This is a genomic window from Brevundimonas alba, assembly GCF_011927945.1.
In the GTDB taxonomy this organism is placed as follows: Bacteria; Pseudomonadota; Alphaproteobacteria; order Caulobacterales; family Caulobacteraceae; genus Brevundimonas; species Brevundimonas alba.
The window spans coordinates 228535-252500 of the sequence record NZ_JAATJM010000001.1; the positions used below are offsets into that span (position 1 = coordinate 228535).

Annotated in this window: 23 protein-coding genes, 1 tRNA gene and 2 rRNA genes (1 of these 26 running past the window's edge); 15 read left to right on the forward strand and 11 right to left on the reverse strand. The window is 67.0% G+C overall.

Going from position 1 to position 23966, the window contains the following annotated elements; translation table 11 throughout:
- Window positions 1–128 precede the first annotated feature (128 nt).
- Genes GGQ87_RS00995 through GGQ87_RS01005 form a run of 3 tightly spaced genes read left to right on the forward strand, consistent with a single transcriptional unit; the run spans window position 129 to window position 1700 of the window.
- A complete protein-coding gene (locus GGQ87_RS00995; RefSeq protein WP_168044866.1) occupies window positions 129–548 on the forward strand; it encodes a hypothetical protein in 420 nt (139 codons plus the stop codon).
- Window positions 549–608: 60 nt separating this feature from the next.
- The gene (locus tag GGQ87_RS01000) at window positions 609–1082 is read left to right on the forward strand and encodes a hypothetical protein (protein ID WP_168044867.1); all 474 of its coding nucleotides are present in this window, start codon (window positions 609–611) and stop codon (window positions 1080–1082) included.
- A 60-nt stretch (window positions 1083–1142) separates the two neighbouring features.
- Window positions 1143–1700, forward strand: a complete 558-nt coding sequence (locus tag GGQ87_RS01005; protein ID WP_168044868.1) for a dihydrofolate reductase family protein — start codon at window positions 1143–1145, stop codon at window positions 1698–1700.
- A gap of 16 nt (window positions 1701–1716) precedes the next feature.
- Here the strand turns inward: GGQ87_RS01005 and GGQ87_RS01010 are convergent, their stop codons facing one another.
- Window positions 1717–2268, reverse strand: a complete 552-nt coding sequence (locus GGQ87_RS01010; RefSeq protein WP_168044869.1) for a hypothetical protein — start codon at window positions 2266–2268, stop codon at window positions 1717–1719.
- A gap of 168 nt (window positions 2269–2436) precedes the next feature.
- Here GGQ87_RS01010 and xseA point away from each other — a divergent pair, with 168 nt between their 5' ends.
- From xseA to GGQ87_RS01030, 4 genes are all read left to right on the forward strand, one after another.
- On the forward strand, window positions 2437–3909 hold the full coding sequence (gene xseA / locus GGQ87_RS01015) for an exodeoxyribonuclease VII large subunit (RefSeq protein WP_168044870.1): 1473 nt from the start codon (window positions 2437–2439) through the stop codon (window positions 3907–3909).
- Window positions 3910–3958: 49 nt separating this feature from the next.
- Window positions 3959–4159, forward strand: coding sequence for a DUF2093 domain-containing protein (locus GGQ87_RS01020; RefSeq protein WP_168044871.1), 201 nt, complete (start codon window positions 3959–3961; stop codon window positions 4157–4159).
- Window positions 4156–4986: a peptidoglycan DD-metalloendopeptidase family protein gene (locus tag GGQ87_RS01025; RefSeq protein ID WP_168044872.1), complete on the forward strand. Its 831-nt coding sequence runs from the start codon at window positions 4156–4158 to the stop codon at window positions 4984–4986. The genes GGQ87_RS01020 and GGQ87_RS01025 overlap by 4 nt, the downstream gene beginning before the upstream one ends.
- Window positions 4987–5099: 113 nt before the next feature.
- Window positions 5100–5627: a response regulator gene (locus GGQ87_RS01030; protein WP_168044873.1), complete on the forward strand. Its 528-nt coding sequence runs from the start codon at window positions 5100–5102 to the stop codon at window positions 5625–5627.
- A 141-nt stretch (window positions 5628–5768) separates the two neighbouring features.
- Here GGQ87_RS01030 and GGQ87_RS01035 read toward each other — a convergent pair whose 3' ends face one another.
- Both GGQ87_RS01035 and GGQ87_RS01040 read right to left on the reverse strand, forming a co-directional pair.
- On the reverse strand, window positions 5769–6677 hold the full coding sequence (locus tag GGQ87_RS01035) for a lysophospholipid acyltransferase family protein (RefSeq protein WP_342448279.1): 909 nt from the start codon (window positions 6675–6677) through the stop codon (window positions 5769–5771).
- A 13-nt stretch (window positions 6678–6690) separates the two neighbouring features.
- The gene (locus tag GGQ87_RS01040) at window positions 6691–7461 is read right to left on the reverse strand and encodes an SDR family NAD(P)-dependent oxidoreductase (protein ID WP_168044874.1); all 771 of its coding nucleotides are present in this window, start codon (window positions 7459–7461) and stop codon (window positions 6691–6693) included.
- Between the two features lie 107 nt (window positions 7462–7568).
- Here GGQ87_RS01040 and tipF point away from each other — a divergent pair, with 107 nt between their 5' ends.
- Window positions 7569–8837 carry a flagella assembly cyclic-di-GMP phosphodiesterase TipF gene (gene tipF, locus GGQ87_RS01045; protein ID WP_168044875.1) on the forward strand — a complete coding sequence of 423 codons (1269 nt, stop codon included), beginning with the start codon at window positions 7569–7571 and terminating at the stop codon, window positions 8835–8837.
- A gap of 109 nt (window positions 8838–8946) precedes the next feature.
- On the opposite strand, the gene GGQ87_RS01050 is transcribed toward tipF, so the two are convergent.
- The gene (locus tag GGQ87_RS01050) at window positions 8947–11208 is read right to left on the reverse strand and encodes a beta strand repeat-containing protein (RefSeq protein ID WP_168044876.1); all 2262 of its coding nucleotides are present in this window, start codon (window positions 11206–11208) and stop codon (window positions 8947–8949) included.
- 228 nt (window positions 11209–11436) lie between these two features.
- Here GGQ87_RS01050 and GGQ87_RS01055 point away from each other — a divergent pair, with 228 nt between their 5' ends.
- Complete coding sequence (locus tag GGQ87_RS01055) at window positions 11437–11721, forward strand: hypothetical protein (RefSeq protein ID WP_168044877.1); 285 nt, start codon at window positions 11437–11439, stop codon at window positions 11719–11721.
- Window positions 11722–12004: 283 nt separating this feature from the next.
- On the forward strand, window positions 12005–12181 hold the full coding sequence (locus GGQ87_RS01060; protein ID WP_168044687.1) for a hypothetical protein: 177 nt from the start codon (window positions 12005–12007) through the stop codon (window positions 12179–12181).
- A gap of 323 nt (window positions 12182–12504) precedes the next feature.
- On the opposite strand, the gene GGQ87_RS01065 is transcribed toward GGQ87_RS01060, so the two are convergent.
- Window positions 12505–12726, reverse strand: a complete 222-nt coding sequence (locus GGQ87_RS01065; RefSeq protein ID WP_168044878.1) for a hypothetical protein — start codon at window positions 12724–12726, stop codon at window positions 12505–12507.
- A 49-nt stretch (window positions 12727–12775) separates the two neighbouring features.
- Window positions 12776–13114 carry a glycine zipper 2TM domain-containing protein gene (locus tag GGQ87_RS01070; RefSeq protein ID WP_168044879.1) on the reverse strand — a complete coding sequence of 113 codons (339 nt, stop codon included), beginning with the start codon at window positions 13112–13114 and terminating at the stop codon, window positions 12776–12778.
- Between the two features lie 449 nt (window positions 13115–13563).
- Between GGQ87_RS01070 and GGQ87_RS01075 the strand changes: the two genes are divergently transcribed.
- The 5 genes from GGQ87_RS01075 to GGQ87_RS01095 all read left to right on the forward strand — a co-directional run bounded on the left by GGQ87_RS01075 (window position 13564) and on the right by GGQ87_RS01095 (window position 19410).
- The gene (locus GGQ87_RS01075) at window positions 13564–14433 is read left to right on the forward strand and encodes a TIGR01459 family HAD-type hydrolase (RefSeq protein WP_168044880.1); all 870 of its coding nucleotides are present in this window, start codon (window positions 13564–13566) and stop codon (window positions 14431–14433) included.
- Between the two features lie 29 nt (window positions 14434–14462).
- On the forward strand, window positions 14463–14921 hold the full coding sequence (locus tag GGQ87_RS01080; RefSeq protein WP_425339262.1) for a MaoC family dehydratase: 459 nt from the start codon (window positions 14463–14465) through the stop codon (window positions 14919–14921).
- A 1-nt stretch (window position 14922) separates the two neighbouring features.
- Entirely contained in the window at window positions 14923–15894 is a 972-nt protein-coding gene (locus GGQ87_RS01085) for a bifunctional riboflavin kinase/FAD synthetase (RefSeq protein ID WP_168044881.1), read from the forward strand.
- Window positions 15895–16043: 149 nt separating this feature from the next.
- Window positions 16044–18959, forward strand: a complete 2916-nt coding sequence (gene ileS, locus GGQ87_RS01090) for an isoleucine--tRNA ligase (protein WP_168044882.1) — start codon at window positions 16044–16046, stop codon at window positions 18957–18959.
- A gap of 25 nt (window positions 18960–18984) precedes the next feature.
- Complete coding sequence (locus GGQ87_RS01095; RefSeq protein ID WP_168044883.1) at window positions 18985–19410, forward strand: MAPEG family protein; 426 nt, start codon at window positions 18985–18987, stop codon at window positions 19408–19410.
- 33 nt (window positions 19411–19443) lie between these two features.
- Here GGQ87_RS01095 and GGQ87_RS01100 read toward each other — a convergent pair whose 3' ends face one another.
- From GGQ87_RS01100 to GGQ87_RS01120, 5 genes are all read right to left on the reverse strand, one after another.
- A complete protein-coding gene (locus GGQ87_RS01100) occupies window positions 19444–21135 on the reverse strand; it encodes a M56 family metallopeptidase (protein WP_168044884.1) in 1692 nt (563 codons plus the stop codon).
- A complete protein-coding gene (locus tag GGQ87_RS01105) occupies window positions 21132–21506 on the reverse strand; it encodes a BlaI/MecI/CopY family transcriptional regulator (RefSeq protein ID WP_168044885.1) in 375 nt (124 codons plus the stop codon). The genes GGQ87_RS01100 and GGQ87_RS01105 overlap by 4 nt, the downstream gene beginning before the upstream one ends.
- Window positions 21507–21667: 161 nt before the next feature.
- A tRNA-Met gene (locus GGQ87_RS01110) sits at window positions 21668–21744 on the reverse strand.
- Between the two features lie 99 nt (window positions 21745–21843).
- A 5S ribosomal RNA gene (rrf, locus tag GGQ87_RS01115) occupies window positions 21844–21958 on the reverse strand.
- Window positions 21959–22039: 81 nt separating this feature from the next.
- A 23S ribosomal RNA gene (locus tag GGQ87_RS01120) occupies window positions 22040–23966 on the reverse strand (it continues 862 nt past the right edge of the window).

Below are 23966 nucleotides of genomic sequence, written 5' to 3' on the forward strand. Positions count from 1 at the left end.
CCTCCGGCGCGCGGCGATGGGAGGCCCGCTAACGAGGTTCGTCCAGAGCCCTTGGCATTACATCGCGGTAGGGTTTGGCTACCGCGCCACCCCCGTTGCGCCCGTCGGGAAACGTGGTTAGCTCATCCATGGCCTTCAAATGGCTCAGCCTCGTCGCGCTCACTCTCGCGCTTTCGCCCGCCCCTGAAGTCGGCGCGGACGGTCACGACCGTCAGTTTTCCGGCGTCTGGCTCCTGCAGTTCGAGGGCTCGACGTTCGTCGAAGGCGCGACCGCCACTCCAACGGAGCCTCTGCCCGTCGCCGCGACCGACTGGCTCGACTATCCGTTCGACCAGCCCCGTTTGGACGAACTCGTGGAGGAGCCGGGATATGACGACGACCGGGGCTGCTACACCATCCAGCCCTTCCTGGTCACCTTCATCGGTCACCGGATCCAACGCCCCTTCGGCGCCGGTCATATGGGTCTGTGGCGTTCACAGGTGACGGTCCACCGGACAGTCTCATTCGAGCGCCTCGGCCCGGCATTCTGCTACGGCGACCGGCCGTGACGTTGACATGATCGAACACCGGTCCGCAGACTGAACGACTGTCGTTGGAGCTCCCTACCCATGCTCGCCGCCTTCGCCGTCATCGCCGCCGTGCAATCTGCGCCGGCCCTCTCCGCCCATTGGGACGTGGAGGATCGCCGGGTCGTCTCATCGGTGATTTCGCCCTGTCTCAGCTACGTCGTTTCTGAGGGCAACACACAGCCGCGGTGGGCCGCCGGCTGGACGCTGGATCCCGGACAGAACTGGCACGTGCGGCCTCGCTCCGACAACACGGAGTACCGGGCCTCGATGTCAATCAGCTCATCATTTGCACCGACGCTTCGCTGCAGCGTCACGGTCCCGTCCGGCGATCTGGCGGGTGCGCTGGCCCAGCTGGAAGCCATCACGCTGGAAGACTTCAGCACGCGTCGGGAGGGCAATGAGGTGCGCTTCTACTACAGGGAAGGGCCCGGAGTTGCGCCGCAGTTCACCATGGGAGCGCGCACGAACGACAACGGCAGCGTCTCCGTCTGGATCGCCACACCCGGGATGTAGCCTCCGCCGGCCCTCGATCGGCTGCTGGCCCGCATGTCCTCCGTCGCCTAGGCTCCCCGCATGGGACTCCTGACCTTCAGCCTCAACATCACCTTGGACGGCTGCGTCGACCACCGTGAGGGGATCGCCGACGACGAGACGCACGCCTTCTTCACCCGTCTCATGGACGAGGCCGGGGCGATGCTGTGGGGCCGCGTCACCTACGAGATGATGGAAGGCTACTGGCCGGCCGTTGCCCGCGGGGAGGTGGAGGCGCCGCCGGCGATCCTCGAGTGGGCGGTCAAGCTGGAGCCCAAGCCGAAATATGTCGTCTCGTCGACGCGTACGGACTTCCCGTGGACCAACAGCCACCATCTCGCCGGCGACCTGCGCGCGGCCGTGCAGGGGCTCAAGGACGCAACCCCCGCCGGCGTCCTCCTGGGCAGCGGCAAGCTGGCGACCGAGCTCGACCGGCTCGATCTGATCGACGAGTACAGGTTCCTCGTTCATCCCCGGATCGCCGGCCACGGGCCCACCCTCTACCAGGATGGGCTGCCCGGCACGCGCCGGCTCGACCTGATCTCCGCCACGCCCTTCCGCAACGGCGTCGTCGCCCTGCACTACCGGCGGGCCGGCTGATCCAGACCCAGCTCGCTCAGAACAGGTAGAGCGCCATACCGACGACGAACAGGGCCGCGTTTATCCGGTGGTCGCGAATGAAGGCCGCCCCGCCCATGATGGCGCTGAACGTGGCCACGGTGATCAGACTGTCGGCGCTGACCATGTTCGGCCAGAATTCGTCGGGCGTGGTCACGAAGGCGGTGAAGCCGATGCCCGAAACCATGTTGGCCAGCCAGACCCCGCCCACGACCCAGCGCTTGTGGGTGTCGTAGAAGGCGTCCAGCGAGTTCCACTCATCCAGATCGTCCGGAAACACGAGCGAGGCGGCCAGGAAATAGGTCCCCGCCACCACCACGCCGACGATCAGCAGATGCAGGCTGATCTGGATCTGCTGCATCATCCCCCAGGTGTTGGACCAGAAGCTCGCCAGATCGAGCAGCAGAAGTCCGGCCAGCAGGGGGGTGACGTACCCCATCCGGATACGGTTGCGCCGCTTCAGCACGCGCGCGAACCCCGTCATCACCTCGGCGACGGAGAGACCGAGGATGAGCCCGAAGAAGCTGAAGAAGAACTCGAAGGCGCTCAAATCAAATCCCCCCGGATGAGCCCACCGCTCTGACGAAGGCTAGCGTCCGTTTACCCTCCTGTCGTCCGTATTGATGCCGGAGGGCTGGACTGATGTCCGCCTGCCCCCGTTGCCGACATTCCGCATCTCCCCCTCCCGCTCGCACGCTCACCCCGCTACTCTGCCTGCATGAGCGACGACTCCTACGTTTTCGAGGGCCCGGCCGACGAACCGGCGGCGCCCCGCGACAACAATCCGCCCCTGTCGATCTCCGAGCTGTCGTTCGCGCTCAAGCGGACGCTGGAGGACCGGTTCGGCCATGTCCGGCTGCGCGGCGAAATTTCCAAGGTGAACCGCCACGCCTCGGGCCATGTCTATCTGACGCTCAAGGACGACAAGGCCTGCATCGACGGCGTTGTCTGGAAGGGTCAGGCGCGCGGCCTCGGCGTGCAGCCCGAGACCGGGCTCGAGGTGATCGTCACCGGCAAGATCACCTCCTATCCGGCCCGGTCGTCGTACCAGATCGTCATCGAGACCATGGAGCCCGCCGGCGCCGGCGCCCTGCTGGCCCAGCTGGAGCGGCTCAAGGTCCGCCTTCAGGGCGAGGGCCTGTTCGACCCGGCCCGCAAGAAGCCGATCCCGACCTTCCCCGCCGTCATCGGCGTCATCACCAGCCCGACCGGCGCGGTGATCCGGGACATCCTGCACCGGATCGCCGAGCGCTGGCCCTGCCGCGTCATCGTCTGGCCAGTGGTGGTGCAGGGCGAGGCCGCCTGCGGTCAGGTGTCCAACGCCATCCGCGGGTTTGACGCCCTGACCACGGGCGGGCCCATCCCCCGCCCCGACCTGCTGATCGTCGCCCGCGGGGGCGGCTCGGTCGAGGACCTCTGGTGCTTCAACGACGAGGGTCTGGCCCGAACCGTCGCCGCCGCCCGCATCCCGATCATCTCGGCGGTGGGCCACGAGACCGACACCACCCTGATCGATTTCGTCTCGGACCGCCGCGCCCCGACGCCCACCGGCGCGGCCGAGATCGCTACGCCGGTTCTGGCCGACCTGCGCGCCACGGTGCTCGATCTCGACCGGCGTCTGGTCCGCGCCGGCGGGCGGTTGATCGAGGAACGCCGCACCCGTCTGAGCTCCGTCGCCCGCGGCCTGCCGGTCCGGCCCGAAGACCTGCTGGCCCTGCCCCGCCAGAGGCTCGACCTCGCCGGCAGCCGCCTCGGTTCGGCCCTGCATCGCAATGTGGCGGTGCACGAGCGCCAGCTGATCACCGTCGCCGGTCGCCTGTCGCCCGCCGTGCTCGACCGCGCCCTCGAACGCCGCCGCGACCGGCTCGGCGCGACCACCGCCCGCTTCGCCCCCACCCTGCCCCGCCGGCTGGAGCGGGACGGCGACCGTCTCGCCGCCCTCGCCCGCGCCCTCGCCACTCTCGATCCCAAACGGCCCAAACCCGGCTTCGCCCGCGTCGAGAGCGAGGACGGCGTCATGATCGCCGCCGCCGCCGCCCTCCAGCCCGGACAGGCCGTCCGGCTGGTCTTCGACGACGGCGCGCGCGGCGCGCGCATCGACGGCGAGGGCGAGGCTCCGCCGCCCCGGCCGAAGCCCGCCGCCGCTCCACGCGCCAAGGCCCCGCCGCCCGGGCAGGGCGACCTGTTCTGAGAGGCGAAAGCCTTGGCGCCGCCGCCGGCCCCGCGCTAGCCTTCGCTCCATGACCGAGCCTGACGCGGAATTCGCCACCCTCCACTTCGCCGATGGCGAGTTCGCCGTGCTGAAGCGCGGCCGCTTCGTCGCCTGCGCCGTCAGCGGCAAGGCCATCCCGCTGGAAATCCTGCGCTACTGGTCCGCCGTGCGTCAGGAGGCTTACGCCGGCCCCGGCGAGGCCCTGCAGCGTATGGCGCCCGCCCGGTGAATCCCGACCGCCGCGCCCTCCTCGCCGGAGCCGCGGCCCTCGCGGCCTCCGGCGCCGTGCGCGCCCGGACCACCGACGACCTCGTCCTGACCGGCCGCTTCGTCCAGGGCGGCCATGTCATCGGTCGGACATGGCCCCGAGCCCTGATCTTCGTCGATGGCGAGGCCCTGACCGCCGCCTCAGCCGACGGCGTCTTCGTGATCGGCTTCGACCGGGACGCCGGACCTTCCGCCGAAATCGAGGCCCGCGCCAACGGCCGCTCCGCGATCCGCGCGCTTCAGATCGCTCCCGGCGACTTCCCCATGACGCGCGTCGACGGCCTCCCGCCCGCGACGGTCGAGCCTTCCGATCCCGCCCTGCTCGCCCGCATCGCCCGCGAGGTCGAGATCAAGACCGAGGGTTTCGCCAGCCGCCTCGACGCCGACGGTTTCAGCGACGGTTTCGACTGGCCCCTGACCGGTTTCCGCGTCAGCAGCCTCTGGGGCGCCCAGCGCGTCCTCAACGGCACGCCCGCCCGTCCCCACTACGGCATCGACCTGGCCGCGCCGCTCGGGACCGAGATCCGCGCCCCCGCCGCCGGCCGCGTCACCCTCGCCGAGCCCGACATGCATTTTGAGGGCGGTCTGGTCCTGATCGACCACGGTCAGGGCCTGATCACCGCCTATCTGCATCAGTCGCAGCTCGATGTCCGCGCCGGGCAGGACGTGCGCCGCGGTGATTCGGTCGGACGGGTCGGGATGAAGGGCCGCGCGACCGGTCCGCACCTCTGCTGGCGCATGAAATGGCGCAACCGCAACATGGACCCGTCGCTGATGGTGAGAACCTGAGCGCGAGTAAGCGGTTACGTCGTTCCTGATCGCTGGTCAGTCATGGACCGGAAAGTTTTGCGGCCCTAGATTTCCGCACCCGCGCGCACCGGGCGTTTTCCAGCCGTCTCTCCATGACCTCCCTCGCCGCCATCCAGGTCCTCCTCGTCGACGACAATCCCCACATGCTGACCATCGCGTCGGCGGTGCTGAAATCGGCGGGCATCCGCAAGGTCCTCGAGGCCCGCGACGGCGCCACCGGCCTGGCCATCCTGCGCGACCACCAGGTCGACCTGGCCATCGTCGACTACAATATGTTCCCGCTGGACGGCGTCGAGTTCACCCGTCTGGTCCGCAACAGCCCCGACAGCGTCAATCCCTATCTGCCGATCATCATGATGACCGGCCACTCGGGCAAGCAGCGGGTCTATGAGGCTCGCGACGCCGGCGTCACCGAATTCCTCGTCAAGCCGATCACCGCCAAGGCCGTGCTCGACCGCATCCAGTCGGTGATCTGGAAACCCCGCCCCTTCGTGAAGACCGACGGCTATTTCGGCCCCGACCGGCGACGGGTCGCCCAGCCCGGCTACCACGGCCCGTTCCGCCGCTCGGTCGACGAAGGCGTCCAGGTCGACGAACCGCCCCAGACCGCCGCCGTGTGATCCGCTCATCCCCGCGAAGGCGGGGATCCAGAGCTTTGGGTGGCGAACGAGAAACGGCAGAACTCAGACCGCTGTCCTGAAACGCCGGCGTCCCGCTGGAAAGGACTGGATCCCCGCCTTCGCGGGGATGAGCGGGAGTATCTAACTTTCGTCCGCCTTCAGCGCCGCATACACCCGGTCGGGCCAGCGTTTGTGCACCCAGAACCAGTCGACCGGGCTCTCGCGCACCCGGTCCTCGACGAAGGTCGTGATCGCCTGCACGCCTCGCGCGATGTCCGCCTGCCGGTCGCCCGTCTTCTCCAGCACGATCGGCTCATAGACCGTCAGCCGGAACCGCACCCCCGGCAGCCGCACCACCGACATCGGCTGCAGCACGGTCCCGAACCGCAGCGCCAGCCGGCTCGGCCCCGGCGCCGCATTGACCGGCTGGCCGAAGAACATCACCTCCGGTCCCTCCGAGAATTTCTGGTCGTTCATCAGGGCCACGGACTCGCCCCGCGCCATCCCGGCCAGCAGTTCCCGCGCCCCGTCGCCGCCCTTGGGCGCGAACAGCTTCACCCCATACCGCGCCCGCGCCGCGATGATCTGGGCGTCGACATAGGGGTTGTTCGCCGCGCGATAGGTGATCTGGCACGGCACGCCCGAGCCCACGATCGTCGCCGCCAGCGTCTCGATATTGGCGAAATGCCCGCCGGCGAAGACCACCGGCCGGCCGCTGTCGCGGATGGCGTGCAGCCGCTCCCGCCCGACCACCTCGATCCGGTCCTGCTTGACCAGCATGTCCATGACGGCCGTCTCGGCAAAGGCCCGCCCGGTCTGTTCCCACTGGTCCAGCGCCAGCCGCTCCCGCTCGTCCGCCGGCATGTCGGGGAAGGCGATGCGCAGGTTCCGCATCACCGTCTTCTGTGTCCCCGTCTTCGGCCCCAGCGTCCGCAGCAGCCAGCCGCCCAGCGCCGACGCCCGCTCCACCCCCAGCAACCGCATGAAGCCGACGAAGCCCGCGAACCCGGCCGCCTCCAGCCGCCAGATCAGGTCCTGGCGGAAGCTCACCCGCTTGTCGGCCTCACCAGGCAATGGTGATCCCGCCGTCCACCACCAGCGTCTGCCCTGTCATATAGGCCGAGGCCGGCGCCGCGAGATAAACCGCCGCCCCGGCGATCTCGTCCGGCTGGCCGATCCGCTTCAGCGGCGCGGGATCGGTCACCTGCTTCAGCAGGTCCGGGTTCTCCCACAGGTAGCGGGCGAAGTCGGTCTGCACGAGGCCCGGTGCGATGGTGTTGACCCGCACGTTCGATGGCCCCCACTCCACTGCAAGGTTCCGCGCCAGCTGCATGTCGGCCGCCTTGGAGATGTTGTAGGCGCCGATCAGGGCGTTGCCCCGCAAGCCCCCGATCGACGACACGATGATCACCGACCCGGCCTTCCGCTCCAGCATCTGCGGCGCGACCATCTGGATCAGCCAGTGGTTGGAGACCACGTTGTTCTGCAGAATCTTGCCGAACTGCTCGTCGTTGATCCCGGCCATCGGCCCCGCATAGGGATTGGTCGCGGCGTTGCAGACCAGGATGTCGATCCTGCCGAAGGCGGCGTTGGTCTCGTCCACCAGCCGCTGCAGCTCTTCCTTCGAGGCGATGTTGGCCGGGACAGCGATCGCCCGGCCCTCGCCGTGCTTCGCATTGATGGCGTCGGCCACCTCGGCGCACGGCCCGGCCTTGCGTGACGAGATCACCACCTTCGCCCCATGCTCGGCCATCCGCTCGGCGATGGCCTTGCCGATCCCCTTGGAGGAGCCGGTGATCACCGCGACCTGGCCGGTCAGATCGAACAATTCCATCGTTAACCTCGAAGCTTGGGGAGAATCCGTGCAGGAACGCTAGGCTAACCGACGTGATACCCCGATACTCGGGCGATTCCATCCGGGAAGGCGGAACAACCGTTTCCATGCGCGCCCTGACTCAAGGCTTCCTCTTCTTCGGCTACCTGTTCCTGGCCATGACGGTCGGCGCCTTCGTGTGGCGCGCGGGCCTCGGCGCCGGCGCGGGCGCGGCCGCCGGTATCGCCACCCTGGGCCTGCTCGCCTCGATCCACACCTGGGTCTCCGGCAAGTCCGAGCGGGCCGCCCTCAAGAAGGAAATCGACCAGGTTCGCGACGCTCACCGCCTCCTCGCCGACGCCATGGAGTCCACCCAGGGCGCGCTCACCGAACTGGCCCAGGCCATCGAGAGCGGCGCCCTGTCCTCGACCGAACAGCTGTCGGGCGAGGTCCGCATGCTGGAATCCCTGATCCAGCAGATGAGCGAGTCGATCGACCAGCGCATCTCACAGCCGGCCGCCGCCAATCCTTTCGAGGCCCGGCACCAGCAGCAGTCCAACGCCCTGCTCCAGACCATCCACGAGGCGCTCAGCGAGAACCGCGTCGACCTGTATCTGCAGCCGATCGTCTCACTGCCCCAGCGCCGCACCATCTTCTACGAGAGCTTCACCCGTCTGCGCGCCGCCGACGACCGGGTCATGATGCCGGCCGAGTACCTCTCGGTGGCCGAGGGCGAGGGCCTGGTCCCGGCCATCGACAACCTGCTGCTGTTCCGCTGCGCCCAGATCGTCCGCCGCCTCGCGCGTCAGGACCGCAAGGTCGGCGTCTTCTGCAACGTCGCCCTCTCCTCGCTCGGCGACGAGACCTTCTTCCCCCAGTTCCTCGACTTCCTCAGCGAGAACCGCGACCTCAACCAGGCCCTGATCTTCGAACTGGGTCAGGCCACCTTCGACGCCCGCGGCGCGGTCGAGGCCCGCAACATGGCCAAGCTGGCCGACCTCGGCTTCCGCTTCTCGATCGACAAGGTCCAGACCCTCGCCCTCGACTTCGCCGACCTTCAGCGGTCCGATGTGAAGTTCATGAAGGTCGCCGCCGACCTGCTGATCGAGACCCTGCTCGACACCGATGGCGCTTCGGCCCTTCCCGCGCTGCGCGACATTTCCGCCGCCGATTTCGCGGGCGTCACCCGCCGCTACGGCATCGAGCTGATCGCCGAGAAATGCGAAACTGAGGGCCAGATCGTCGACATCCTCGAACTCGACATCTCCGTCGGCCAAGGCCACCTCTTCGGCGAGCCCCGCGCCATCAAGGAAGCCGTCCTGGCGGAAACCGATCCGCCCGCCGACTTCATCCGCTCCACCCTCCGCAGCGCCGACCACCGCCGGCGGATGGGCTGATCGGCGTGTCGTTCCCTGCTCGACCACCCGAACTCTGACGACACTGCTGAACGGAAAACGGGCGGCCTCCCGAGAGAAGCCGCCCGTTCAATCTGCCGTGCCTGAGGCCTTACATCATCCAGTCGTCGCTGAACGCAAAGGCTCCGGCGTCCTGATGGAATGCGGGATGGTCGAGTCCATCAGGCAGCATTTGCATATGTCCCCTCAGCGCAGACCCCAGGTCCGCCGACATCTGCCTGTCGTCCAACGGCAGGATTTGCGGCTGCATCTCCATATCGGGGCTTAGGATAAAGCCATCGTCGGCGAACGCGATGGCTTGCTCCGATGTCGCTGCCGGGGCGGCGACGAGGCTTGCCAGGGTCGCCGTCGATCCGTCTGCGAAGCGCACACGTTCGACGCCGGACAACTGGTCCGAGCCGTCCCGTCCACCAACGGAATCGACGATCTGATAGCCGCCTGCCGTCGTCGTGAACGTGTAGTCCGACTGGTTCCCGGAGAGGACCGCGATATCGTCGCCGTCGCCGCCGTTCAGTGTGTCGTCGCCCTGACCACCGGTCAGGGTGTCTCCCAGGGTGCCGCCCGTGATCACATTAGCCTCGGCGTTACCCGTGCCCGAGAACGCACCGGTCCCAGTGTAGGTCAGATTTTCGAAGTTATCCCGCAGGACATAGGTGTCTCGCGAGATCTCGACAGTGTCCACACCTTCGCCGGCAAACTCGACCAAGGTGTCGTTGGCAGTAACAATATAGCGGTCATCGCCGCGGCCGCCCTGCAACTGGTTGGCCGCGCCCGATCCGCCAATGAGCACATCGTCGCCGTTCAGTCCGATCAGAGTGTCGGAACCCAGACCGCCGCTCAGCGTGTTGTTCGCACCGTTGCCGACGAGGACGTCGTTGAACGCCCCGCCCACGACGTCCTCGATCCCGGACAGGGTGTCCGTTCCACCGGAACCGTCACTGCCGGTCGCCAGGTTAAGCCGGATGGTCGCACCGGCGGTCGCCGTTCCATAGTTCGCCGTGTCGATACCGTCGCCGCCGACGATGCCGTCGTTGCCGCCGCCGCCAATGAATGTGTCGTCACCTGCTCCGCCCGAGAGCGTGTCGTCACCGCCGCCACCGACCAGGAAGTCGGCGTTCGTTCCGCCGGTGATCGTATCCGCGCCCGCGCCCGCGTTGAAATAATAGGCCGCGTCGGGAGAGACGGCCGTCATCGTATCGGCACCGGACGTACCGAGTTGGACCACGCTGAACAGATTGCCCCGTTGCGCGCCGGACACCAGGTCGCGGACGTCAAAGAGGGCGCCGCCTTGGGCTACGAACGTGATCCCCTCGTCGTCGAAGCGGCTCACTTCACCGAATAGCCCGTCCGCGTAGTTCTCTGACTGCATGCGCACCGCCAGGCCGCCATCTTGGTTCAGCATCGCCCCGCCGTCGGTTGCGAGGCCGTTGCCGACCTCGGCGCTGGTGAAGGTTAGCCGGATGGCGTTGGAGCGCTCGGAGTCGGCGTTCACACTAATCTCGACCACGTCGCTTCCTGTCCCGAGATCCGTCTGGTCCCGACCGTCGCGCGATAGGCTAAATCGGGCAAGATCGTCGCCCGCTCCGCCGTTCACCGTGTCGTTGCCAAGCCGCCCTTCAAGTATGTCGTTGCCGTCGCCACCATTCAGGATGTCGTTGCCCGAGTCCTGGCCGCCAAACTGGTCGACGAGCGTGACGGTGCCCCCGCCTCCCACGTTGGTCGTGTCATTGTAATTGAAGACGACGCCATCTCCGTACAGCGTGTCGTTGCCGATGCCGCCATCGAGGACGTCGTCGCCGGCGCCGCCCTGCAGCAGATCGTCGCCTGCTTCGCCAAAGAGCCTGTCCTGCCCGGTGAAGCTGATGTCGGCCAGGTTGCGCGCAGCTCCGAACTTGCCACGGATCGAGCCGTCCCCGTCGAGGGTGTCGTTGCCGGCTCCGCCGTAGATCGTATCATCACCTCCGCCCCCGCCGGCCACATCATCGCCCGCGCCAAGGTTGATGAGGTCGACGCCGGATACAACCGTGTCGCTATTGCTGTCGGGCCGGAAGAAGGTCCGGATGGTGTCCGCGCCAGAGCCGGTTCGGATGGTGAACGACTCGACGTTCGAAAAGCGGGTGCTGGTCAGTCCCATGCCGGAGGCATCGTCAAACCCGTTTTCGCCGAAGTTCTGGATGCCAGTCGTCAGTCCGGCGTAATTGATTATGAGGCGGTCCGGGTTCGTTCCGCCGTCGACCACGTCACGCCCCGCGCTGACGGTAATCGTATCCGATCCGCCCAACCCGTTAATGATGTCGTCGCCCGGCGTATCTCCAAGGGCGTCGTTATTGTTCGTGCCGTTTATAGTGGGCATTGCTTTCCTCCCGTAGGCGCGCGCGCCAGTTCATGTGGTCATCGCGAGCCACCGGGGGTATACGCAGCGAAGAGATTCTGGTTTCAACTTTGCATTAATAATACTGGCTGACACGAATTGTTGCGCCACGCTTATCTATACGGCCAGTATTTTTGAGAGATAAGATACGAAGCTCGTCACGATTTGGATGTGTGGCGACTAAAAAATAGATGTTAGTGAGGACTGTTCGTGGAACTGGTGATCGGCAGAATGCAGCGAATGACCGACGCTTTCGCTGCGGCAATCACGTTCATGGCGCACCGGCGGCCGTTTAGTGGCCTTCCATTCGGGCCGATGGTCGACAGCATTTCGGGCGCCATCCGCCGGGGACATTATGTGGTGGCGTCCGAGAACGGCCGGGTTGTCGGTTTCACCTTCTGGGCCGTGACGTCTGCGGACGTCGCGCGGCGCTGGACGGACGAAGACTACGGGAGATGGGGGCGACACGGTCGTTCTGACCATGGGCGGCGGTGACCATCCCTCTGTGGCCTTGCAGGGCGTGCGGTACATCTCACGGCTATATCCCGGCTACGCATACCGCATGGTCCGATATGGTCGCGAAGGCACCAGGGTCGGACGCTTCCCGGAGCGCAGGTCGCGTGCGACGACCTGACCGAGGGGCGGGCCCCGCAAGTCTGGCACATGCGCCTGCCTGAGACCGCGCCGGCGACCTCCGGAACCGAACCCGTCCTACCTTTCCGCGTTTCTGGCTCTGAAGGCCCGGTCGCTCGCTGCCTGGCGCCCAAAGGAGACTCACATGGCCGGCATGGAAGCCCAGGTGGCGGAGGCGCTTCGCACCGAACTGGAGCGGCAGGCTGAAACTACGGAAGGCCTGTCCGTCACTCGCTCGGACGGCGGGCTTGCGATCAACGGCACAATCGATCTGGAGGCCTTGGCCATGGCCGCTGTCGGCTCGGTCGCCGGCGGTCCCTAGCCCTCGGAGGTCAGTTCTCCTGTGAGATCAGCCGGTGCGCGCCGCACAGGTCGCAGAACTCGGCGCCTTCGCGCCGGCGATCCGGACGCCAGCGATGGCGCTTGCACCTGAGGCGTTTGATGAGCTTCCGGACCCAACGCAAATCGAAACTCCGTGCTATGTGAACCCCGAGCCGATTCACCTGCGTTAGACAGCCTTCGCCGGACGGGCGAACGCGCGTCAAGCCCCGCGCCGTCAAGGCCCGAAACTGTCCCCACACAGACAAAGCTTCACGGCGCCTCGACCTCTCATGGTGGAGGTAAAGGAGTCCCTGACCGAAAGGGTTAGTGGGTGTCCGTAGCGGGCGGAGCGTCCGTCGCCCCCGCATGAGTGCCGCTGTTCGCATCCGCGGTCGCCGCGCCGCCTGCCGCAGGCTCGACCCCGGCATCCGGCATCTCTGCGGCCGTGGTCTCGTTTTCCGGCTCAGGGGCGGATTGCGGGCTGCTGCAGGCGGCGAGGCTGGCCGCCAGGACGGCGGCGGTCAGGATGGTTCGGGTCTGGATCATCGGTTCCTCCGGTCAGACCGGACCAACCGGCAAGCCCCGCGCCAGTTCCTCACCAGCGCCGGTCGTCCCGCCAGTACACCCGCTCCCGCCCGTAACGCCCGTCGCGGTTATAGCCGCCGAAGCCGTAACCGCAGGGGTCGTCCTCCTCGGACAGCTGGCGCCCGAGCAGCGCCCCCGCCGCCGCGCCGATCGCCGCTCCGGCTTCCCGATCGTCGCGCCCGGCCACCGCCGCGCCGATGGCCCCGCCCAGAACGGCGCCCGCCGCAGTGGCCTGATCCCGGTTCCGCGCATAGTCGCGCTCGCACGCCGAGGCGTAGTTGTCGGTCGTGGCGCACCCGGCCAGAGCCGCCGCGCCCACCACCGCCGTCACGATCACCAGATACCGCATCCCGCATCTCCCTCTGGCCCCGGACGGAAACACCCGCGAGTGTCGCGGCGTTCCGCGCGGCCCGCTTCCTTCTTTCCCTGAGGGAGCCCGTGACGCTGTGCTGACAATCCGCGTTTCTATAGTCGGATAGCGCCAGCAAACCCGCGCGACTTCAAACACATCCTCTTTTCTCAACCCGATCTTCTGCGCACGCAATCCGACGGCCGTATAATGCTCCCGATAATGCTCCCGTTCGCTTTCGCCGTCGGTCTTTGAAAATCGAATCCGCCTGCGTCCTCCGGGGCTTGGTCCAGGAGCAGGACCCGCTTTCCGGTCGCTTCGCACTCTTCGGACTCAGTGAACGCTTCGCACTCTTCGGACGCTTCGGACGCTTCGGACGCAGTTTTTCAGTCCGTTTGGACCCCGCCCCGACCCTTCACCCCCTCTCCCGAAACCGCTATCAGCCCAGGATGACCCTGCCCCACGCCCTCTCCGGCCTCGGCGAGATCGCCGCCGACTACGACATCCTGCTCTGCGACGTCTGGGGCGTGATCCATAACGGCCGCGAAAGCTGGCCCGACGCCTGCGCCGCCCTCACCCGCTTCAATCAGCAGGGTGGAGATGTCGTGCTGATCTCCAACTCGCCGCGCCCGTCGTCGGACGTGGTGGCCCAGCTCGACGGCCTCGGGGTGCCGCGCGACAGCTGGCGGGCCTTCGTCACCTCCGGCGACGCCACCCGGGCCGAACTGGCCAAGCGCGCCCCCGGCCCGGCATGGATCATCGGCCCGGACCGCGACTGGCCGCTCTACGAAGGTCTCGACCTCGCCCGCGCCGAGGGGGCCCAAGACGCCGCCTTCATCTCCGTCACCGGCATGGTCGACGACGAGACCGAGACGCCCGAGGACTACCGCGACCAACTCGCCGCCGGCGCCGCCCGAGGCCTCGAACTGATCTGCGCCAACCCCGACCGGGTGGTCCAGCGCGGCGACAAGCTGATCTACTGCGGCGGCTCCCTCGCCGATCTCTACGAGAGCCTCGGCGGCCGGGTCACCATGGCCGGCAAGCCCTACGGCGCCATCTACGAACTCGCCGTCGCGGAAGGCGAGACGCTGCTCGGCCGCCCCGTCGACCGCTCCCGCGTCCTGTGCATTGGCGACGGCGTGATCACCGACGTGCTCGGGGCCAACCGTCAGGCCCTCGACTGCCTCTTCATCGCCCAGGGCATCCACGGCGACGCCGCCAAGGGCCCCGACGGCCGCCTCGATCCGGCCCGCGCCGCCGCCCTGCTGGAGGCCGAGACCACATACGCCCGCTACGCCATGCTCGATCTGGCGTGGTGACCGGCCTCAAATCAGGCTAAGCCGCCCGCATGGAACTGGTCACGACACATCCTTCGGGCGGATACATCCTCGAGGAGCTTCACGTCGGCATGGCCGCCGAGAAGATCATCCACGTCACCGAAGAGCGCATCCGCCTGTTCGCCGAGGCTTCGGACGACTTCAACCCGGTCCACCTCGACGAGGCTTTCGCGTCCAAGACCGCCTACCGCGGCCGCATCGCCCACGGCCTGCTGTCGGCCTCCTTCGGCTCGGCCGTGGTCGGCACCATCCTGCCCGGCGCCGGCGCCATCTACCTGTCCCAGACCCTCGGCTTCCACCTGCCGGTCCGCATCGGCGACGACGTCGTGGTCCGCATCAGCGTCGTCTCCGTCGATCAGGAAAGCGCCCGCGTCGAACTGAACTGCGAGGGCTTCGTCGACGGCAAGCTGATCATGGACGGCGTCGCCCTGGTCCGTGTGCCCCGCCGCCGGCGTCCCGCGAAAGACTGACTTGGTCCGGATCGTCACCGACTGGCGTGACCTGCCCGACGAGCTGAAGGGCGCGGCGGTCGCCATCGGCGCCTTCGACGGCGTCCACCGCGGCCATCAGGCCGTCATCGCCCAAGCCCGCGAAGCCGCCCGCTCGCTGAACGCCCCGCTCGCCGTCGTCAGCTTCGAGCCCCACCCGCGCCGCTGGTTCCAGCCCGACGCCGCCCCCTTCCGCCTCATGACGCCCGCCCAGATGGCCCGGGCTCTGGAGCCGCTCGGCGTCGATCGCCTCTATCTCCTGCCCTTCGACGCCGACATGGCCGCCATGTTCGACGAGGCCTTCGCCCGGGAGGTGCTTTCGGGGCCTCAAGCAGCGCGAAGCGCGGTAGGCCACTCAGACGGCCTCGGCATCCGCCACGCCGCCGTCGGTTTCGACTTCACCTACGGCAAGGGCCGCACCGGCTCGCCCGAGGGCCTGCGCCGCCACGGCGAAGCGCTCGGCTTCGGCGTCACCGTCTGCCCCCGCGTCGACGACCCCGACGGCCTGAAGCTGTCCTCCTCCGCCGTCCGCGAGGCCGTCCACGCAGGAGACATGCCCCGCGCCGCCGCCATCCTCGGCCGCCCCTTCGCCGTCGAGGGCGAGGTCGTCCACGGCGACAAGCGCGGCCGCACCATCGGCGTCCCCACCGCCAACGTCCGGCTCGGCGACTATATGCGTCCCGCCTACGGGGTCTACGCCACCCGCACCCGCCTGCCCGATGGCCGCCTGATCGACGGCGTAGCCAGCCTCGGCCTGCGCCCCATGTATGCGCTTGAGGAGCCCCTGCTCGAAGTCTGGCTCTTCGACTTCGACGGCGATCTCTACGGCCAGACCGTCGAGACCGAACTCGTCGCCTTCCTGCGCGGCGAGGCGACCTTCGACAGCCTCGAGGCCCTCAAGATCCAGATCGACAAGGACGCCGCCGCCGCCCGCGACGCGCTGGCGCCGCGCTGAACCGCCTGCTAGATCAACCTCACCATGACCGTCCGCGTGTTTCGCCCGATTTCGATTAGCCGCCCGGCGTAGCGCCGCAGGGGCTTTCCCCGCGCACGCCGGGACTTCGAAACTCACGCGAACGATCACACACGACGAAACGAGACTTCATGGCTGACGCCTCCGACACTCCTGCTGGCCGCGACTACCGCGAGACCGTCTTCCTGCCCGAGACGCCCTTCCCCATGCGCGGCGGCCTGCCCCAGAAGGAACCGCAGATCATCGAACAGTGGGGCGACCTCTACGCCGCCCTGCGCAAACAGCGTCAGGCCGAGGGCGCGCCCCTCTACGTCCTCCACGACGGCCCGCCCTACGCCAACGGCGACATCCACATCGGCCACGCCCTCAACAAGACGCTGAAGGATTTCGTCGTCCGCAGCCGCTTCCTGCTCGGCCACGACGTCGACTACGTCCCCGGCTGGGACTGCCATGGCCTGCCGATCGAGTGGAAGATCGAGGAGCGCTACCGCGCCCAGGGCAAGCGCAAGGACGAGGTCTCCAAAGCCGAGTTCCGTCAGGCCTGCCGCGAATACGCCGCCGGCTGGATCGAGGTGCAGAAGGCCCAGTTCAAACGCCTGGGCATCGTCGGCGACTGGGACAACCGCTACGCCACGATGGACTTCCCGACCGAGGCCGCCATCGTCGCCGAGTTCCACAAGTTCAAGAACTCCGGCCAGCTCTACCGCGGCTCCAAACCCGTCATGTGGTCGCCTGTCGAGCGCACCGCCCTCGCGGACGCCGAGATCGAATACCACGACCACGTCAGCCCTACCGTCTGGGTCAAATTCCCCGTCACGGGCGCGACGGACGACCACGCCGACGACCTGCTGGCCTTCCGCCACTCGAACCCGTCCGTGGTGATCTGGACCACCACGCCCTGGACCATCCCGGCCAACCGCGCCATCAGCTACGGTCCCGACATCGCCTACGGCCTCTATGAGGTCACGGCCATGGAGACCGGACTTGAGTTCGAGCCCTGGGCCAAGCCCGGCGATCGCCTGATCGTCGCCGACAAGCTGGCCGAGGACGTCTTCAAGGCCGCGAAGATCGCTACCTGGACACGCGTGGACGGCATCAATCCGTCCGGCCTGGAGTGCGCCCATCCGCTGGCGGCGCTCTCGACCGGCTACGGCTACTCCGTGCCTCTGCTGGCCGGCGACCACGTCACCGACGACGCCGGCACGGGCTTCGTCCACACCGCTCCCGGCCACGGAGCCGACGATTTCGAGGTCTGGAAGGCCCACGGCCACCACGAGGTGCCCGACACCGTCGACCCCGACGGCGCCTATTACGACCACGTCCCCCTGTTCGGCGGCCTGAAAGTGCTCGAAACCGAGGGCAAGAAGACCGGCAAGTTCGGTCCCGCCAACGGCGCGGTGATGGAGAAGCTGATCGAGGCGGGCACCCTGCTGGCTCGCGGCCGGCTGGAGCATTCCTATCCGCACAGCTGGCGCTCCAAGGCGCCCGTCATCTTCCGCAATACGCCGCAGTGGTTCATCCGCATGGACCAGCCGCTGAAGGACGACGGGACCCTGCGCGAGCGAGCCCTCGCCGCCATCGACGCCACTGCCTTCCACCCGGCGGCGGGCAAGAACCGCATCCGCACCATGGTCGAAAGCCGCCCGGACTGGCTGATCAGCCGCCAGCGCGCCTGGGGCACGCCCTTGGCGATGTTCGTCGACAAGGAAACCGGCCAGCCCCTGCATGACGCCGAGGTCGACGCCCGCATCCTCGCCGCCGTCCGCGAGGGCGGCGCCGACGCCTGGTTCGACCGGCCCGACGCCGACTTCCTCGGCGCCCACGATCCGAACCGCTACGAGAAGATCCAGGACATCCTCGATGTCTGGTTCGACTCCGGCTGCACCCACGCCTTCACGCTGGAGACGCGGGATCCGGCCCACGGCTACACCGGCGACCGTCCGTCGCACTGGCCCGCCGACCTCTATCTCGAAGGCTCGGACCAGCACCGCGGCTGGTTCCAGTCCAACCTGCTCGAAGGCTCCGGCACCCGTGGCCGCGCCCCCTACGACGCCGTCCTCACCCATGGGTTCACCCAAGACGAGAACGGGGAGAAGATGTCCAAGTCGAAGGGCAACACGACCGACCCCGCCGTCGTCATCAAGGAGTCGGGCGCCGACATCCTCCGCCTGTGGGTGGCCCTGGTCGACTACGCCGAGGACCAGCGGATCGGTAAGCAGATCCTGCAGACCACGGTCGACGCCTACCGCAAGCTGCGCAACACCGTCCGCTATCTGCTCGGGGCCCTCGCTGATTTCGACGAGGCCGAGCGCCTGCCGCTCGACCAAATGCCGCCGCTCGAGCGGTTCGTCCTGCACCGCCTGTGGGAGCTGGACCGCGACGTTCGCGCCGCCTACCGCGACTACCGCTTCCAGGACGTCGTCCGCCCGGTGCTGGAGTTCTGCTCCAACGACCTGTCGGCCCTCTATTTCGACATCCGAAAGGACAGCCTCTACTGCGACCGTCCCGACGCGATCCGTCGCCGCGCCGCCCGCACGGTCATGCACGAGGTCTTCCTGCGCCTGACCGCCTGGCTCGCGCCGTTGACCCCCTTCACCATGGAAGAGGCCTGGACGACCCGCTTCCCCGACCAAGGCTCCAACTGCGCCCGCGTCATCCCGGAGACCCCGGACGACTGGCGCAATCCGGCCGAGGCCGAGCGCTGGGCAGGCGTCCAGTCCGTGCTTGAGATCGTCAATGAGGCGCTGGAGGGCGCCCGCCGCGACAAGATCATCGGCGGCGCCCTCGACGCCTGGCCCGTAGTGACCGGCCCGGCCGGTGCCTTCGCCCCGTTCGAGGGCCTCGACGCCGCGGAGGTGTTCCGCACCTCTGGGGTCGAACTCCGCACGGGCGGCGACGCCGTTACGGTCGAGGTCCGCCTCGCGGATCATCCGAAATGCGCCCGCTCATGGCGGCGCGTCCCGGACGTCGGCTCCGACCCGGACTATCCCGAGCTGAGCGCCCGGGACGCCGACGCGGTCCGGTTCTGGGACGCGAGAGCGACCTGACACAGGCACAAGCATGGGAGCCGGCATGACCTCGCACGCGCTGTGGATGCTGGCTCCCCTGTTCCTGCACTTTGGCCAGGTCGTCGGCCTGTACATCCTTCTGACCTGGGCGCGGCTGGTGGTCGTGAAGCGCGGAGAGGCCGCCAAGGACGACTTCGCCCGCGCGGACGGCGATCCCCGTCTCTCGGCGCGCATCCAGCGGAACCTGGCCAATCAGTCCGAAGCTCCCGTCTTCGCATGGATCGGCGCCTTCGCTCTTATACTGACGGACCATGTCAGCCCGTGGGACGTAGCCGCGGCCTGGCTGTTCCTGCTCGGCCGCCTTTTGCACTCATGGGTCCAGTGCTCGGGCGACAACGTCGCCTTGCGGGGTCAGGTGTTCACGATCAACTTCGTCGCCGTGCTCTGGCTGATGGCCCACGCCGCGCTGGCGCTTCTCGGCGGGCCATAGAAAAAGGCCCCGCCGGAGCGGGGCCTTGTCGTCTCAGGTGCGGTCGGCGACAGCCTGTTCTCTCATCCGCTGCGCCTGCCGCTGCAACTCGTCCGCCTGCCGCGGCAGGCTGTTCGACAGGGCGACCAGTTCGGCGTCCGTGACCGTCTGGCCCCGCGCCCGGTTCTCCTCGATCTGCCGGGCCCGATAGGCGGGGTCGCGCAGTCGGCGGCCCTCCTCGCGCATCTCGGCCGCACCGCGGTCCATCTCGTCGGCGCCTAGGCGCATCTCGACCCGGGCGCGAGCCATGGCGTGGCGAGCTTCTTCACGCGCGACAGCGGCTTGGGCGCGGGCTTCTGTGGCGGCGACGCGCGACTCGGCCATCGCGCCACGAGCCTGCTCCATCGCGGCCGCGTGGTGCGTGCGCGCCTCGGCATGGACGCGGGCGGCCTCGGCCCGCGCTGCGCGTGCGTCTACCCCCGCCTCGGCGGCGTGGACCCGGGCCTGAGCCGCTTCCTGCATGGCCTGTTCGTATTCGCGGCGCGTCTGCGGATCCATCTCCTCGACCGAGCGGTAGACCTGGGTGCGGCCGCCGTCCGTGATGGTGATGCGCGAGCCGTCCTGCGGGCGGGGCGGCGCCGGGGGCGCGGGGGGAGCGGGCGGAGCGGGCGGCTCCGGGGCATGAACCGGTGCGGCGATCGACATCGCCAACGGCGGCAACGGCGGCAGCGGCGCGACAGGTACGCTCGCGGCCAGCGGCGGCAGGGGCGGGAGCGGCGGAGCCGCCTGCCGGTGCGTGATCTCCAGCGCCGCGATCGGCGTGGCGATGGCGACCAGGGCGCCGATGGCCAAGGCCATCGACAGCGGGCGGGGACGGGTGACGGGGCGGATGGTCATGATGCGGGTGATCCTTCGGGTCAGGGACTGGGCGTCGCCCGCCATGCCGATGGCGGAAGACTGGCGGAAGTCGGCGGCGAGACCGACCAGGGCGCGGGCGTAGGTCCGGCGGTCCACCTTGGAGACGGCGGCGGCGTCGGCGGCGTCTTCGGTCCGGGCAGCGAGCGTGGCGTGCAGCAGCCACACCAGCGGACTGAACCAGAACAGGGCGAGCGCGAGACGGGACAGGGCCAGGAACAGCCAGTCGCGTCGCTGAATATGGGCGAGCTCGTGCGCCAGCACGGCGGCGGCGCTCTCGGGATGGTTCAGACAGTTGTTTCCGATCAGCACCACGCCCGGGGGCAGGCCCCAGCTGAGCGGCGCCTCGACCGGGGGCGAGGCCACAAGCCGGGGGCGGCGGTCCTTTTCGAGGCCATCGAGCGCGCGTGTCCAGACCGGGTCCTTCACCGGCGCGCCGTCGCGCGTCCAGCGCCTCAGCGTCAGAACGCCCAGAATGAATCGGCCGAGGACCAGCGCCGCGCCCGCCGCCCACGCCAGCCCCGCCCATAGCAGCGGAGAGGGCGCGCGCAGGGCGCTCGACACGGACAGGCCCTCGGCCAGTTCGACGGAGCCCTGCCAGACGGGCGCGGACGCCGCCGTCTCGGCCTGTTGGGCCGGCAGAAGCGCTATCTGCAGCGCCGGCAGGGCGGCGACGATCAGCGGCAGCACCAGCAGGACGCAGACCGCCGCTCTCAGGACATCGACCCGGTCGGCCGCAGGCCGAAACGCCAGAAGGCGGGACAGCATCAGCCCGGCGCCGGCGATGACGCTCGTCTTGCACAGCAGCTCGATAAACAGCTCGACGCTCACGACCCCCGCTCCTTCGCTTCGTCGATGGCACGCTCCAGCGCGGCCAATTCTTCGGGTTTCAGCTTCTGGGTCAGTCCCAGCAGGGCCGTGGCGGCATTGGCCGCGGAGCCGGCGAAGAAGGTGTCGACGGTCCGGCGAAGGGCGCTTGCGGCGATGGTCTCCGGACGCGGCGACGGGCGATACACCAGGCCGTCCTCGTCCGGCGTCCGCGCCACCAGACCCTTGGTCTCAAGACGCGTCAGCAGGGTCCGCACGGCGGAATCGCTCAGCGGGTCGGACATGGCCGCGCGAACGGCGCTGGTCGTGCCCTTCTGCAGGCGGCAGAGGGTTTCGAACACCTCCCGTTCCCGTCGTGGCAGGGACTCGATCATGGCGGCTCCACTGAATGTGACGCTACATTCGTAGCGCTACATTTGTAGCGGAACAAGGCGGGATTGTGGCGGGCGGATGAACTCGGCGTAAGCCGCGGAACTCGCGATCGGCCGAACAGCAAAAAGCCCCGCCGGCGGAGCCGAGCGGGGCTTTGAGATCTTGGGTGCGGGAGCAGGATTTGAACCTGCGACCTTCAGGTTATGAGCCTGACGAGCTACCGGGCTGCTCCATCCCGCGGCAAACGGTAGTGTAGAGGAAAAGCGGTTCGAGAAGACGTGCCCTCAAGTAGCGCGAAGCGCGATAGGGCAAACTTACAATCATATATCCGCCTGGTAGACCCGGCGGCGACCTACTCTCCCGCGCCTTAAGACGAAGTACCATCGGCTCTGGAGGGCTTAACGACCGAGTTCGGAATGGGATCGGGTGGGGAACCTCCGACATAGCCACCAGGTCAACCAGGCGGATAGACGATTGTGAGAAGACATTGTCAGTTCAGCAGTAGCTGAAAAAATCGAATGAGTTTTGCTGAGAAACGATCAAGCCGATCGGATTATTAGTACCAGTAAGCTTCATGGGTCGCCCCACTTCCACACCTGGCCTATCAACGTGGTAGTCTTCCACGATCCTCAGCGAAGCCTTGTTTTGAGGTTAGTTTCCCGCTTAGATGCTTTCAGCGGTTATCTATTCCATACATAGCTACCCTGCTGCGCAGCTGGCGCCACGACAGGTCCACCAGAGGTATGTCCATCCCGGTCCTCTCGTACTAGGGACAGATCCTCTCAAGCTTCGAACACCCACGGCAGATAGGGACCAAACTGTCTCACGACGTTCTGAACCCAGCTCACGTACCACTTTAAATGGCGAACAGCCATACCCTTGGGACCTGCTCCAGCCCCAGGATGTGATGAGCCGACATCGAGGTGCCAAACTTTGCCGTCGATATGGACTCTTGGGCAAAATCAGCCTGTTATCCCTAGAGTACCTTTTATCCGTTGAGCGATGGCCCTTCCACGCGGGACCACCGGATCACTATGGCCGACTTTCGTCTCTGCTCGACTTGTCAGTCTCGCAGTCAGGCGGGCTTATGCCATTGCACTCGACGACCGATTTCCGACCGGTCTGAGCCCACCATCGCGCGCCTCCGTTACACTTTAGGAGGCGACCGCCCCAGTCAAACTACCCACCACGCCATGTCCCGGGACCGGATAACGGCCCTCGGTTAGACGTCAACGACAGTAAGGGTGGTATTTCAAGGATGGCTCCACCAGAGCTGGCGCCCCGGCTTCATAGCCTCCCACCTATCCTACACATACGGTCGCTAACGCCAAGGCGAAGCTATAGTAAAGGTTCATAGGGTCTTTCCGTCTGACCGCGGGAACCCCGCATCTTCACGGGGAATTCAATTTCACTGAGCCTGTGCTGGAGACAGTGGGGAAGTCGTTACGCCATTCGTGCAGGTCGGAACTTACCCGACAAGGAATTTCGCTACCTTAGGACCGTTATAGTTACGGCCGCCGTTTACCTGGGCTTCAGTTCGTCGCTTTCACAACTCCCTTTAACCTTCAGGCACCGGGCAGGCGTCAGACCCTATACGTCGCATTGCTGCTTCGCAGAGCCCTGTGTTTTTGCTAAACAGTCGCTACCCCCTGGCTTGTGCCACTCAGTCTAGCTTGCGCTAGGTGAGTCACGCTTATTCCGAAGTTACGCGTGCAATTTGCCGAGTTCCTTCAGCACAGTTCTCTCAAGCGCCTTGGTATGCTCTACCTGACCACCTGTGTCGGTTTCGGGTACGGTCTCTGCTGGAGTTATTTCCAGGGACAACTTCGCTGCCAGGACAATCCAATAAGCCCTGACAACTTACGCCATCCGTCACTTCCAGCTGGTGCAGGAATATTTACCTGCTTCCCATCGACTACGCTTTTCAGCCTCGCCTTAGGGGCCGACTAACCCTGCGCAGATTAGCTTTACGCAGGAACCCTTGGTCTTTCGGCGACAGTGTTTCTCACACTGTTTATCGTTACTCATGTCAGCATTCTCACTTCCGATACCTCCAGCCAACCTCACGGTTGACCTTCACCGGCTTACGGAACGCTCCGCTACCGCTTGCAGTAAACTGCAAACCCATACCTTCGGCGACTGGCTTGAGCCCCGTTACATTTTCCGCGCAGGATCGCTTGATCAGTGAGCTGTTACGCTTTCTTTAAAGGATGGCTGCTTCTAAGCCAACCTCCTGATTGTCAAAGCAATCCCACATCGTTTCCCACTTAGCCAGTACTTGGGGGCCTTAGATGATGGTTAGGGTTGTTTCCCTTTTCACGACGGACGTTAGCACCCGCCGTGTGTCTGCCCGATAGTTCTCTTGGGTATTCGGAGTTTGGTTAGTATTGGTACCGCTCGCGCAGCCCGCAACCATCCAGTGCTCTACCCCCCAAGGAATACGTCGGACGCTCTACCTAAAT

Bases quoted from the DNA above. Each gene is read 5' to 3' on its own strand.
- GGQ87_RS01020 (WP_168044871.1), top strand. From the start codon at position 3,959: ATGACCGAGCCTGACGCGGAATTCGCCACCCTCCACTTCGCCGATGGC.
- GGQ87_RS01065 (WP_168044878.1), bottom strand. From the start codon at position 12,726: ATGATCCAGACCCGAACCATCCTGACCGCCGCCGTCCTGGCGGCCAGC.
- ileS (WP_168044882.1), top strand. From the start codon at position 16,044: ATGGCTGACGCCTCCGACACTCCTGCTGGCCGCGACTACCGCGAGACC.
- GGQ87_RS01080 (WP_425339262.1), top strand. From the start codon at position 14,463: ATGGAACTGGTCACGACACATCCTTCGGGCGGATACATCCTCGAGGAG.
- GGQ87_RS00995 (WP_168044866.1), top strand. From the start codon at position 129: ATGGCCTTCAAATGGCTCAGCCTCGTCGCGCTCACTCTCGCGCTTTCG.
- GGQ87_RS01030 (WP_168044873.1), top strand. From the start codon at position 5,100: ATGACCTCCCTCGCCGCCATCCAGGTCCTCCTCGTCGACGACAATCCC.
- GGQ87_RS01050 (WP_168044876.1), bottom strand. From the start codon at position 11,208: ATGCCCACTATAAACGGCACGAACAATAACGACGCCCTTGGAGATACG.
- GGQ87_RS01070 (WP_168044879.1), bottom strand. From the start codon at position 13,114: ATGCGGTATCTGGTGATCGTGACGGCGGTGGTGGGCGCGGCGGCTCTG.
- GGQ87_RS01095 (WP_168044883.1), top strand. From the start codon at position 18,985: ATGACCTCGCACGCGCTGTGGATGCTGGCTCCCCTGTTCCTGCACTTT.
- xseA (WP_168044870.1), top strand. From the start codon at position 2,437: ATGAGCGACGACTCCTACGTTTTCGAGGGCCCGGCCGACGAACCGGCG.
- GGQ87_RS01005 (WP_168044868.1), top strand. From the start codon at position 1,143: ATGGGACTCCTGACCTTCAGCCTCAACATCACCTTGGACGGCTGCGTC.
- GGQ87_RS01040 (WP_168044874.1), bottom strand. From the start codon at position 7,461: ATGGAATTGTTCGATCTGACCGGCCAGGTCGCGGTGATCACCGGCTCC.
- GGQ87_RS01075 (WP_168044880.1), top strand. From the start codon at position 13,564: ATGACCCTGCCCCACGCCCTCTCCGGCCTCGGCGAGATCGCCGCCGAC.
- GGQ87_RS01060 (WP_168044687.1), top strand. From the start codon at position 12,005: ATGGCCGGCATGGAAGCCCAGGTGGCGGAGGCGCTTCGCACCGAACTG.
- tipF (WP_168044875.1), top strand. From the start codon at position 7,569: ATGCGCGCCCTGACTCAAGGCTTCCTCTTCTTCGGCTACCTGTTCCTG.
- GGQ87_RS01000 (WP_168044867.1), top strand. From the start codon at position 609: ATGCTCGCCGCCTTCGCCGTCATCGCCGCCGTGCAATCTGCGCCGGCC.
- GGQ87_RS01105 (WP_168044885.1), bottom strand. From the start codon at position 21,506: ATGATCGAGTCCCTGCCACGACGGGAACGGGAGGTGTTCGAAACCCTC.